Genomic DNA, 13,443 nt, shown 5'->3' on the forward strand with positions numbered 1-13,443 from the left:
ATTACTCCATTCTTCTCTTTTGGGAAATTAAACGTTCCAATTCTTCTAAGGCTGTGTCTGTATCTCCTACATGGCTAGCTTCCTGCACCTTCTTTTTGATTCTCATATTGTCCTGATTCAAGAGAGCCTTGTTTCGAGTCATTTCTACTTCACTAAGTTCCTGAGGTGACATCTCAGATGGTAAATCCTGAGCTAAAACTTGATACCATGCTCTTTCAACTTCCTCTGTCTGCTCCGCTAGAACTTCTGGAGGAAGATTTCCATACTGGCCAAGCAAGTCATATAAAACCTGAAATTCAGGAGTGTCAAATGCAAAGTCTTCTCGCAAACGGTAATCATTCAAAACAAGGGGAGATTCCATCATTCGATAAAGTAGATGGGCTTCTGCCCTCATAATAGCCGATAACTGCTTGGTGACAGGCATAGTGATTGGCATCGGTCTGGAAATTCCTTCCATACGATTCTGCCTTTGCGCCTGACGACTCTCATTAACAATCTGCTCAATCTGGGCATAATCAAAGGACGCCAGACTGTCAGCTAAAATATGTATATAGCTGTTTTGAGCAGTAATAGATTTTTCTTGAACAATCAAGGGAGCTATTTTTTCAATAAACTCAATCTGTGCCTGCAGATTTTCACTGTTTTCAGGCTTATACTGATGAATGTAAAACTCAATCGGACTAATACGAGTTTTCGTTAACAGATAGGCCAAGTCTTCTGGTCCATTTTTTTGTAGATACTCATCTGGATCCAAGTTATCAGGCATGCTAACGATTTGCACAGGCATATCACCAATTTCGTCCAGCGCTTTCAATGTCGCGGCTTGCCCAGCCTTATCACCATCATAAACAAGAACCAACTTCTTGGTTAACCTTTTCAGATGCTCAACATGCTCACGACTTAAGGCCGTTCCCATAGACGCTACAGCATTTTCTATTCCAGCCCGATAGGCTGCGATGACATCCATGAATCCTTCCATCAGATAAATCTCACTGGCTTTTCCAGAAGATTTTTTAGCCCTATCCATATGATATAATTCGTAACTTTTGTTAAAAATTGCAGTCGATCGGCTATTTTTATACTTAGAAGTTTGTGAATCCGTTTTCTGCCAGATACGACCTGAGAAGGCAATAACCTTTCCTTGGTCATTTGTCAGGGGAAACATGATCCGATTGTGAAAAGTGTCTACAAATTGATTGGCATCTGATAGGTAAAATAGCCCTGAATCTAGAAAATCCTCATCACGATACTGACCAGACAAACGTTGATAGAGATAGTTTCGTTCTGGAGGTGCTAAACCAATCCGAAAATGCTTGAGCACTTCATCTGTCAAACCACGCTGATAAAGGTAGTTTCTGGCCTCTTCCCCCATGGTAGTTGTCATGAGAATAGCATGATAAAATTTGGCAGCATCTTCATGCATATCATAAAGAGCTTGGTGGGGTGAAGCTGGCTTCTGCTCACTATAAAGCGGTTTTTCCACCTCTATCCCGACACGCTGACCTAAGATTTGGACAGCCTCCATAAAGGGAACTCCTTGGTACTCCTCGATGAACTTAAAGACATCACCTGAGCGACCACAACCAAAACAGTGGTAAAACTGCTTGTCCTCTACAACGTTGAAAGAAGGTGTTTTTTCACCATGAAAAGGACAGAGCCCTAGATAGTTCCGTCCTGCCTTTTGTAAAGAAATCACATCTCCTATGACTTCCACAATGTTGGCATTGTTTTTGATTTCTTCAATGACTTGTTTGTCAACCATACACAATACCTCCATGTTATCATAGTTTACTTTATATAGTATACTTTATTTCAGAAAAAAAGTAAACCATTTCACTCATTTTCCCTACTTTATTCAAAGAGTTGATAATAATCAGAGATTTTCATTTTTGCTTTTTCTTCTTGTTTCAAATCTTGGATGATTCGTCCTTCTTTCATGACAATTAAACGATTGCCATATTTGAGAGCATCTTCCATATGGTGGGTAATCATAAGCGCTGTCAGCTGGTCTTTCTTGACAAATTCATCTGTCAACTCCATGAGTGCGACACTTGTCTTTGGATCAAGGGCTGCAGTATGCTCGTCTAACAAGAGCAACTCAGGTCGCTTCAAGGTTGCCATCAAGAGACTCAAAGCCTGTCTTTGTCCACCAGATAAGAACTCAATCGGTGTATTCAAGTGTTTCTCAAGACCGTTTCCCACTTTTTCAATAGTTGCCTGAAACTCATCCTTATAGCTAGCCAGACGTCTCGGAAACAGTCCACGCTTTTCACCACGAAACTTGGCAATCAAAAGATTTTCAGCCACCGTCATACGAGGAGCTGTCCCCATCTTGGGATCTTGGAAGACTCGAGACAGATACTTAGCCCGCTTCTCTGGTGAAAACTTGGTAACATCTTCACCCAAAATACGGATGGTTCCACTGGTTAATGACAAGGTTCCTGCAATAGTGTTAAAGAGAGTTGATTTCCCAGCACCATTTCCACCTAAAATCGTGATGAAATCCTGTTCAAAAATTTCTAAGGAAACATCATTTAAGATAATCTTTTCTTCATCAAAGCCATTTTTAACGACTTTGGTTGCATTTTTTAATTCTACAATTGCTGTCATTTGCTTAATTTGGCTCCTTTCAAGATTGTTTGCTTAAATGTTGGAATCATGAGGCAGACTGCTAAAATCACGGCGCTGTACAAACGAAGGTAACTTGTATTAAAGCCAAGCGCAATAACTGCCCACACTAAGAATTGATAAGCGATAGAACCTACAACGATGGCAACCAGACGCTCTGCCAAGCTCAAACTCTTGAAAATAACTTCTCCAATAATCAAACTTGCAAGACCTACAACGATAACCCCGATTCCTCGAGATACATCGGCATAACCTTCTTGCTGGGCAATAAGAGCACCTGCAAGGGCAATCACACCATTTGATAAGACCAAGCCCATAAGCTCCATGCGACCAGTATGAATCCCGAAACTTCTAGCCATATCAGGATTGTCACCTGTAGCAATATAGGCCTGTCCGAGTTTGGTATCCAAGAAAAAGAGCATGAGAGCAATAACAAGACTGACAAAGATAAGACCAGTCAAAAGTTGGTTCAAATCTGAATCAAAAGGCAAAACATCCTGAATTTGCTTGGTTCCAAGCAGGCCTAAATTCGCACGTCCCATAATTAAGAGCATGATAGAGTGACAAGAAGTCATCACCAAAATCCCTGAGAGCAAAGTTGGAATCTTCCCTTTTGTATAAAGAAGTCCTGCTGCCATTCCAGCCAAACAACCAGCTCCAACAGCAACAAGTGTCGCTAAAAAGGGATTCACACCTTTGGTTATCAAAGTGACAGCAACAGCCCCCCCAAGAGGGAAGGAACCTTCTGTCGTCATATCTGGAAAGTTCAAAATCCTAAATGTCATAAAGATTCCCAGACCTAGAATAGCCCAGACAAATCCTTGAGAAATAATAGATAATATCATCTGTTTCTTAACCTTTTTCTATATGATGTCTATTGTAAAAAATTAGAGGAGATGTCCCCAACTCCTCCATTACAGATTATTCGATCACTTGCCCTGCTTCTTTTAGAACAGATTCAGGAATCGTAATACCTAGCTCTTGTGCCATTTTTTTGTTGATTACTGATTTACCAGTTGAAAAGACATTTACTGGAGTATCGGCTGGTTTTGCACCTTTCAAGACTTGTGCAATCATTTTACCAGTTGCCACACCAAGGTCGTGTTGGTCAACTACAACGGATGCCAAGCCACCTGCTTCTACCATGGCAGTTGCGCTTGGGTAGATTGGTTTTTTAGCTGATTGGTTGCTTGATACAACAGTTGAGAAGGCTGAGGCAATAGTGTTATCAATTGGAACCCAGATAGCATCAACCTTACTAGTCATAACGTTAACTGTTGAAGCAATTTCATTTGTTGAAGGAACTGCAAATGTTTCCACTGTCAAACCTGCTTTTTCAGCATAAGCCTTAAATTCTTCAACCTGAGTTTTGGAATTATCTTCGCTACTTGAGTAAAGAGCTCCGATTGTTTTCACATTTGGTGTAAGAGCCTTAATAAGTTCAACTTGTTGTTGAGCTGGATTATGGTCAGATACCCCTGTAATGTTGCCACCTGGTTTTTTCAAATCTTTGACCAAGTTAGCACCAATTGGGTCTGTAATAGCGGCCATGATAACCGGTAGGTCTTTTGTGGCACTAGCCAAGCCTTGAGCAGCTGGCGTTGCAATACCAACCACAAGGTCATTCCCATTTGCAACCAACTGTTTGCTCATTGTCGCAACCTTACTTTGGTCACCTTCTGAGTTCATAAAATCGATTTTAACTTGATCATCTTTATATCCTTCTTCTGCAAGTCCATCTTGGATTCCTTTATAAATCAAGTCAAGAGATGGATGGCTCACAAACTGAAGAACACCAACTTTGGCAACTTTCTTCTCATTCTTAGCTTCTGGTTTATTCATTGAAGAGTAAATCAAGCTTCCTGCTACTAAGACTGCTAATGCAGCGATAATTCCAATTAAACGTTTATTTTTCATTCTATTTCTCCTTTTTAATTCCTTTAAAATACTTCACTTATCTAAACAAGCGACGCCATCGTTTTCTTTCCATACTAACCTCCATCAAAAAAATCCTCACACAAAAAACTTGTGTGAGGACGTCGATGCGCGGTACCACCTCAATTATAGGGAATTTCCCTATCGCTCTGTCTCGCAATAACGAGATGCACTGTAAGGTGTGCTCACCGAATTTTTATGATTTCAAATTCTAAACAGCATTCAGCCCAATTTTCATCATCGCCACTTATCTGTTTTCAGCTACCACAGACTCTCTTGAAAGTTTGTACGATTACTTTTCTGAATGGTTAAATTATATCATTTTTAAACTACTTGTCAATAGTCTATTAGAATTTTTTTGATCTTCACTTTTGAAAATGATTAACCTGAATTACGCAATCCTGTTGCAATTCCGTTGATGGTGATATGAATCAATCGTTCTTGATCACTGGACAATTCTCCACGACGTTGGCGTTTGATCAACTCCAACTGAATATAGTTGAGAATATTAAAGTAAGGCATACGGTAATCCAGACTAGCTTTTAGATATGGATTGTCAGCTAAGAGTTCGTCATGTCCTTCAATAGCCAAGATAACGTTCTTAGTAACTTGCCATTCATTTAAAATAGTCTCATAGATGGCCTTAACTTGCTCGTCTTCACAAAGTTTAGCATATTCAAAAGCAATATTCATATTTGATTTTGATAAAACCATATCAACATTTGAAAGAAGCGATTGGAAGAAAGGCCAATTTTGGTACATATCTCGTAGGATAGCGATATTTTCTGGATTTTTATCGATAAATTCCTTGAAGCTTGAACCAACCCCGTACCATCCAGGGAACATAACACGACTCTGTGACCATGAGAATACCCAAGGGATGGCACGCAAACCACCGATTTCAGTAATCGTCTTACGAGCAGCTGGACGAGAACCAATATTAAAGCTTGAAATAGCCTTGATTGGACTTGACTCGAAGAAATAATCATAGAAATGCTCATTACCAAAGACCAAATCACGGTAGATATCGTAACTACGATCCACTACTTGATCCATAATGGCTTCATAACGATTTGAGGTATTGGTATCGCTCTTTTTCTGCGTAATCATACGGTTAATAGCTGCCGATACTAGCATTTCAAGGTTATAGTAAGCGGCGTCTTTGTTACCATATTTATTGCCAATTACTTCACCCTGCTCCGTCAAGCGGATACGATCCTTGATAGACTTGAGCGGTTGAGAGGTGATGGCTTCATAGGTTGGCCCACCACCACGACCGACAGTACCACCACGACCATGGAAGAAGGTAACCTTAACGCCAAATTCATCTCCAATAGCAGTCAATTGTTGTTGAGCCTTGTAGAGAGTCCAACATGATGATAGGTAACCACCATCTTTATTACTGTCAGAGTAGCCAAGCATGATTTCTTGGTAGTTATTACGTGAAGCAATCCATTTTTTGGCAAGAGGAAGAGAAAGATATTGTCTCATTGTTTCCTCTGAATGATCCAAGTCTTCAATTGTTTCAAAAAGGGGAACAATCTGAACACGCGCCCTTTCCGTATCCACCAGTCCTACTTCTTTTAATAGAATAGCTAATTCTAGCATATCAGAAAGGCTGGTTGCATGTGAAATGATAGTCTGACGGATGACATCATCTCCCAACTTATCTTTCAAAACACGAGCCGTCTTAAAAATAGCTAGTTCTTTTGCTAATAATTCTGATTTTTCTGCGTGAGTCGCAGAAAGAATTCGGGGATCTTCTTCTAACTCTTTCAAGAGAAGATCGCACTTTTCTTCTTCGCTCAACTCGCTATAGCGAGAATGAATTCCTGCTGATTTCAAGAGTTCTGCCACACAGGCTTCATAGACGCTAGAGTCTTGTCGCATATCAATTGATGCTAGGTAAAAACCAAATATCTCTACTGCCTGCAATAATTCCACAAAATCACCTGAAATCAAGGACTCGCCCTTATTTTCTAGTAGAGAATCTCGAATGGCAATCAAATCCTTGTAAAAATCATTGGCGGTTTCATAACGAGTCCCAACTTCCTTATCCTCAATCAGATAGGTTTTTGTTGCTTGAATTTTTGATTGAATATCAAACAAGGCACGACGGTAAAGCTCTTTTTCGCGGTAAATCGAGTTATCCTTGGACTGACGAGCCATTTCTCTGACTTGCTTACTTACATTGACAATGCTAGTTGAAAGAGAAAACTCACGATAAAGTTGGTAAATCTTTTCATCATAGTAGTTCATGATGACTTCACACTGAGTGAGTGCAGACTGCTTCAAGGTATCTGCAGTAACAAATGGATTTCCATCACGGTCACCACCTATCCACATACCCATGGTGATTGGTTTAGCCTGTTTTAAATTCAGACCATGTGCTTGCGCTAAGCGCTTATACTCCGTCGTCAAGTGAGGTACAGCTTTCAAAAAGGAGCTGTTGTAATATTCCATAGCATTCGTGATTTCGTTAGTCACTTTTAATTTTTTCTCACGAATCATGTCTGTCTGCATGATAATTTCGATGTAACGACGCAAATCATTGTGCCATTTTTCTTTATTGATCAACCCCAACTTAACATCACGGTATTTACGCAAAAGACTATGAATATGATTTGTTAAATCCAACATACTTTTGCGTTGCACTTGTGTTGGATGGGCTGTCAAAACAGGAACAACATTCAAGTGTTCTAGGATCTCAACGGCATTTTCTTTTTCAGCAACCATTTTGATCGTTGTAGATAATTTACCTAAATAGTCCTGATCAATATTATTTTGATGATTGATTTCATAAGCTAAATCCACATCCTCTGAAATATTAATCAAAAGAGGTAAGATTGAAAAATAGCGTGAAATATAGACCATTTCATCATTTGATAAGCTAGTCACTAGACGGTTTAGACCTTGATAATCTTCCTGCGTTGATAATTCTTTCAACTGCATGATTTTTTCAAAGGTCTCTGGTGCAAGCATATTTTTAGTAATATCTTCCAGCAATTCTGTTAGAATCAATACTTCTTCTTGCACAACACTTTTATTACTATAATTTTCTAATTTTTGAAGAGACATAGACTATCCTTTCTTTATTCTACTTCACAGAAGGTTCATTGGTTGATTTTCCAATTCTCGGTACAACTTAGCGCGTTTTTCACTGGCGTCAATATTTAAGACAAAGGCCACTGCCACTGATAAGACTAGAAGACTATTCCCCCCCTGGGATAAGAAGGGGAAAGTCACTCCTGTAGATGGAATCAAGCCCGAAATCCCTCCGATATTGACAAATACCTGAACCAACATCATCCCTCCGACACCGAGTGCAACCATGGCATTGAAAGGATTCTCCGCTCGGATACCGACCAAGATAATCCGCAGAATCATGAAAAACAAGAGAGCTAAAATGAGACTGGCACCAACAAAGCCAAATTCTTCAATCACGATAGAAAAGACAAAGTCTGTATGAGCTTCTGGTAAATAACCTCGTTTTTCAATCGAGTTTCCAAGACCTAGACCAAACCAACCGCCATTGACCATGGCAAAATAAGAATTAGATAACTGGTGACCCGCATCAGCACGATCCGCAAAAGGATTAAAAAAGGCACTAAAGCGCTTGGCTACATAGCCAAATACTGGAATTTTTGAAAAGGTCTCAACACCGATTAGACTGATAGTGGTCAAGACAAAGACAGAAGCGGCAGATACGAGCGCCAGAATGGTTGAAAACCAGCGATAAGCGATTCCACTAACTGTATACATAATCAAGGAAACTAAGACTAAAATAGTCGCATTTCCTAAATCAGGGAAAATTCCCAAACTTCCAATCAGAACTAGGAGAACGAATCGCCAATCATTAAAAGCACGGGGAAGCCATTGATTTTGAGTCAAAACTTGAAAATCATAAATAGCTATTTCTTCTTGCTGTTTGGAGAAGCGGTGAGCCAAATACCAAATAATAATGATTTTTAAGTACTCAGCTGGCTGAATAGTTACTCCTGCAACCGAAATCCAACCGTATGCCCCGTTTACGGAAATACCAATAAAACGAGCTAAGAACAATAAAAGCATTTCTATCAATATAACTAAAATGATTAGTCGCTCATTTCTCAAAAAATCTAGTCTCAATTTATAAATTAAGGCAATCAGTATCAAACTAACAATCCAAAAGATTCCTTGGTTTCGAACCAATTGCAAGGCGCTCTTGCCTTCTTCAATTAAAATAGCGCTGGTGGTCGAATAGACCACAATCAAGCCCAAAATAGATAAAAGCAAGTAGGGAATCAAGATGGAATAATTTAATAAGTGCCTCTTACTAATCTTCATAGTATCACCACTCTAGTAGGATACAGACAAATCTGTTCCAAATTCCGTTTTATTTTCTAGTTTTGATTGCTATTATACCATTTTTTCAGAAAGAAAAAAACTCTTACCTTACAATCCTTCGAATTTTACTGTTTTTACAGAATTAAGGCAGAATTTGAAATCGTAAAACCATTTTGAATAAGAGTTGCTTCAATCCATTGACTCCGACTAATTATGTTGCTTTCGTGAATGCCAAAATCAGCCGAAATTTGTTCATAAGTGCGCTATTCTCGCATGTATTGAATAGTTACCTTGAGGAGATCGTCTAGGCTTAATTTGGATTTTCGTCCACCTTTTGCGCGTTTACGTTGATAAGCTGTTTTTAACACAGATAACATCTCTTCAAAAGTCGTGCGCTGAACACCTACAAGGCTCTTGAAACGGATATCGCTTAATTGTTTACTTGCTTCATCATCCATAGTTTTATTGTCTTGTATTTTTGTTCCGCAGAAAGTCTATTATCCCTTTCGTTCCAAGGTTTTTACGCTTTTTCAAGCAATCCTACACACTCCACGTGTGGTGCTAGCAAACTTCTATATTATAGAACGAAAGTATGTAAAAGTGATTTTGGAATAATACTATAGAACGGAACTATTAAAATTTATTTAGTAAGGAAATCCCCTAACTCACTGACCAATCCTTGCTTTATAGAACAGAAATCAATACTCTGAACTTTCGTCTCACGTAATGTAATTTTTTCTGCAGTAGTATAAAAATCTAATTCATCTTGAGTGAAGAAATCTAGTGCATCATATCGACGTATAGGTATAAGTTTTTCATTATAATAAACCAGCATTTTAATCGGATTGACTCGTAATACCTCAGCTACTCCAGAATCCGCAGTTGCGAAATAATGGAGATAAATCACATCTGAATTTTCAATACAATTGAATAAAGTACTTTGTTCCAATAGTCTTATATGAAAAATATCCCATGCTGTATTATGTATTTTATCAATTAACTTCTTAGCCCCTAGCTGTAACTTTTTAAATATTTCTTGAACAGCACTATCATTTTTCAAAAAAAGTATTAATAAAGTCATTTCCAATTCTAAAAATACGCATAAATCCTCAAAACAATAGCGTTTAAACTCAGCTACTTTAGCTTTTGTAGAAAGATTTTTTGTATTTTTCAAAACGAATGCTTTCAATATATAGCAACATACTGCCTCATACTGTTGTATCACCTCATCATTGCTTAGGTAGTTTTCTGCATCTTCCCAGATTTCTTTCATCCAAATATATTTATCTGGTTTTAGAGTCTGAGGCACATTAGATTGAAATACTTCAAAATTAGTGCTATCAAAATAAACATAACTTTCAATCATTTTGGCTAATAATTCACGATTTATTGGGGTGGTATATCTTTCCATTAAAGCATTTGAAATATTATTTGTTAGACGCAACGATTTAATTTCGTGTAAAAATTTAATTAAATTCTCCTTATCTGGGACATTTCTTCCTCTATATAAATCATGTATGTAGGTAAAAATGTTTAAGTCATAATTGATAATTCTGGCAACGGGTAAGAAATTATCCTTAGCATTCACAGTATTTTTATCAATAACCCAAATTTTTTGGTAATCTCCCAAACCAATCAGATTAAACTTTCCATAGCTAAATGATTTGCCTATATTACCAAAATTTGACTTTTCTTCATCAAATAGAAAAACTCTACACTCATGAAGGTTCCATCTATTGAAAACTTCTATTTTCTGTATGGTCGTTTCACACTTAACTAGCTCCTGAATAAAAGGATATATTTCAAGCATAGGTGTTTAACCTCCAAAAATATTTAGTTGTCTTGTTCATAACGAATAACTTCTTCCCAATAATCATACTCATCACAAATATACAACATTGCATTAAATAACTTCAAAAACTCTTGTTCTTCGATTTCTTTCTCCCACCGACCATGACTAATCATATGTCGATTTGGTTCATCAAGTGTAAATCTATTAGTATCTTTGAAGAAACTATACAGCCAGTGCATCAGTCCTACATCGCTAAACGACTTATCAATAAATATATTATCAATTTCTTTAATCGCTCGGTGACCTACTGGTATTTTTTTCTCTAATGAAGTCATTTCTGAAATTCTATTTAGTGCACCATCAATTGCCAAACTTCCCAGAGTGTATGCTGCATAAAAGTTTCGATTAAAGTAGCAATCAACCATTGATTTTACAAGAGGAGCTGAATAACACGCTGAATTTTGTAAGTCAATAATAAAATCCTCATTTTTTAGTTTATCCCTAAGCAGCTCTAACCATTCGTCCTCCAAGGTATTCCATTCCTCAGCAAGTAAACGTTGATAAACATTTCTATCACGAAAATAAATAACCCATCCATTTTCTGCCAGCAGTTGAACTCGAGAAATAATCTGCTCAATTTCTTCTTGTGTGTAAATCGAAGGCAGTGACTTTAAAAGTTCATTAATGCCACTAAAAGTCTTTGAATAATCAATTTGATAGCTAGCAATTAAATTTTTAGCAGACTCTGCAATGTTTTGAATTGCTTGCAAGTGTGTGCTTGACAACATCTTATTGTACGAATCAATCACTTCTAACATAACATTAATAACGCTTTTGTCCACTTGAATTGATGAAGGCAGACTTAGTAAAGAAGTTGTCAAATTAGTAATATTCACTAATTTAGCTGAACTTAATACATTTGAAGTTGCAGTTAATTCTGAAATAATGTTAGCATTTACAGTTGCTTGAAAGCTACTAAAGGTATCAGCCAAAACAGAAATAGGTGTAGTATTTTGTCCCAATTTTATCTTTTCAGAGAGGTTTGTTGAGCTGTCTAAGGGAATTTTTTTAGAGTCTATTTCAACTTTCTTCACTTTAATACTATCAATCATTTTGTCCCCCAAAAACAGCTTATTCATATTGTTTATTATACCACTAAAACTATAAAAAGACCTTAGCCATTAAGAAGTTCAACTTGAACAACCACTTTGATACAAATTGTTCCTGAACAATAAAAATTTTGTTTTCAAAAAATCTTACTATTTTAATTTATAGAAATAACAAGCAGTGATAGTGACTAAACATAGTGCAAGAAAACTTCTAAATTATAGAACGAAAGTATATACTATCTTGTATTAAAGACCTATTTATAATAAATGTGTAAAATGATTTATTATTAGTTTAGTTAATCATTTACTCTAATAACACTACACTCTGTGAAAAACTAAAAACACAAATTTACCAGTAGTACCTTTTCTCACTTAGATATTGTTCTTTTTCTTCTCTAGAATTTTCATGATTTCTGATTCCTAATAATTCATCTGATGAAGAAACTATTGGGTCGATCCAGTCAGCCTTGGATCTAATCCAATCAATTTCCTCTTTACTAAGTTTCCCTACTATCTCCAGTTTATCAGCCATCAGTCTTAAATCATTTGCTGTTTGAAAATCTTCTAGCATATTCAGAAGAGACATTGTCCGCTTCTTCTCTTCTTCGATTCTATTTTGTAATTTTCTTTTTCGCTCTTGCTCCTCTTCGTATAGTCTTGCTTTCTCTTCACGTTCAAGGCGTAAGTTCTTAACTTTATAATGCTCTTGGTAAATTAAAACAATTATTTCTGGGATTGATTGTTCAAGTGTGAATTCTTTAGTATCTTTAATGTATTTACCATCTATTATCTTAAATCGGAATTTTCCATTTGGTATATAGTCATACTTCTTTATTCTTGGTTTAAAAGCATATCCATTAAACTTAACGCTATCATTGTACTCTGCTAGTTCTTTAGCTTCTTCTTTTGTTAATTCATGACTTACTTTGTCTGTTGATTCTATAACTTCAAAACGAACAATATCCTTATCAATTTGAATATCCCAATTTGAAATTACATTATCACCAATTCTTTCAATTACAGTAACTAGTGTATCTAAAAAGCGATATAAACGTGGAAGAGAATTGAGTGAAATATTTTTTACAAATTTAGGTTCTTTTAAATCATTATATCTGTGTCTAGGATCAAAGTAAGGATAAGAAGCAGCTGTTTCCCTCTTATTCCACTCTGCGATTTTATCTCTTAGATTAGCTACAGATTTATGTAATCTCTTATTTGGAGCCTGGTTTAGGTTTAAAACTGCTTCAATAATACGTTCTATTTTATCGTCCTCTATAAATGATAATGAACTTCTTATACTAGTTGTATCAAGTTTAACAGTATCTTCGTTTTTATCCTCCGTACTATCTTCTTTATGTTTACTAGGTTTTATTCTATTGTTCTTTAGACTTTTTCTATCAATATGAACCTCATTTACGTCATTTTGTGGTAATGGAATAATAAGTTCACTTAAATCTTGTCCAGTATTCTTACGATACCAATAACTACCATTTGGAATTGGGATTTCAAATTCTTTGCATTTCTTGAGTAAGTCTGAATAGCTTAAATCATATTTCAATGAAACTTGTTTTGCACTTATTTCCCAGATTACTTCATAGAGTTCTTCTCTAGAAAAGGTCTTTATCATCTTCATTTGAAACACCTTTACCCTTA

Annotated in this window: 9 protein-coding genes, 1 pseudogene and 1 other annotated feature; all 10 genes and pseudogenes read right to left on the reverse strand. The window is 36.7% G+C overall.

Translation table 11 applies throughout. The features are described from left to right. Position 1: 1 nt before the first annotated feature. The gene (dnaG, locus tag AC6I9F_RS05675) at positions 2-1,762 is read right to left on the reverse strand and encodes a DNA primase (RefSeq protein WP_237446906.1); all 1,761 of its coding nucleotides are present in this window, start codon (positions 1,760-1,762) and stop codon (positions 2-4) included. 89 nt (positions 1,763-1,851) lie between these two features. Next, entirely contained in the window at positions 1,852-2,610 is a 759-nt protein-coding gene (locus tag AC6I9F_RS05680) for an ABC transporter ATP-binding protein (RefSeq protein WP_004254621.1), read from the reverse strand. Continuing rightward, positions 2,607-3,473 (reverse strand): ABC transporter permease, encoded by an 867-nt coding sequence (locus AC6I9F_RS05685; protein WP_031237057.1) that lies wholly within the window; start codon positions 3,471-3,473, stop codon positions 2,607-2,609. The genes AC6I9F_RS05680 and AC6I9F_RS05685 overlap by 4 nt, the downstream gene beginning before the upstream one ends. Positions 3,474-3,549: 76 nt before the next feature. Next, a complete protein-coding gene (trpX, locus tag AC6I9F_RS05690) occupies positions 3,550-4,545 on the reverse strand; it encodes a tryptophan ABC transporter substrate-binding protein (RefSeq protein ID WP_084951380.1) in 996 nt (331 codons plus the stop codon). A 112-nt stretch (positions 4,546-4,657) separates the two neighbouring features. Continuing rightward, positions 4,658-4,875 (reverse strand) — a binding site (T-box leader). Between the two features lie 69 nt (positions 4,876-4,944). Beyond that, positions 4,945-7,641: a phosphoenolpyruvate carboxylase gene (gene ppc / locus AC6I9F_RS05695; protein ID WP_173226440.1), complete on the reverse strand. Its 2,697-nt coding sequence runs from the start codon at positions 7,639-7,641 to the stop codon at positions 4,945-4,947. A 24-nt stretch (positions 7,642-7,665) separates the two neighbouring features. After that, the gene (gene ftsW, locus AC6I9F_RS05700) at positions 7,666-8,889 is read right to left on the reverse strand and encodes a cell division peptidoglycan polymerase FtsW (protein WP_050242906.1); all 1,224 of its coding nucleotides are present in this window, start codon (positions 8,887-8,889) and stop codon (positions 7,666-7,668) included. Between the two features lie 143 nt (positions 8,890-9,032). Continuing rightward, a pseudogene (locus tag AC6I9F_RS05705) lies at positions 9,033-9,347 on the reverse strand (helix-turn-helix domain-containing protein); the annotation flags it as partial. A gap of 182 nt (positions 9,348-9,529) precedes the next feature. Then, positions 9,530-10,699, reverse strand: a complete 1,170-nt coding sequence (locus AC6I9F_RS05710; RefSeq protein ID WP_173218370.1) for a hypothetical protein — start codon at positions 10,697-10,699, stop codon at positions 9,530-9,532. 23 nt (positions 10,700-10,722) lie between these two features. Next, positions 10,723-11,793, reverse strand: a complete 1,071-nt coding sequence (locus AC6I9F_RS05715) for a hypothetical protein (protein WP_262078705.1) — start codon at positions 11,791-11,793, stop codon at positions 10,723-10,725. A 346-nt stretch (positions 11,794-12,139) separates the two neighbouring features. Then, complete coding sequence (locus AC6I9F_RS05720; protein WP_498021006.1) at positions 12,140-13,423, reverse strand: cellulose synthase; 1,284 nt, start codon at positions 13,421-13,423, stop codon at positions 12,140-12,142. Between the last annotated feature and the right edge of the window lie 20 nt (positions 13,424-13,443).

It is taken from the genome of Streptococcus nakanonensis (assembly GCF_059738785.1).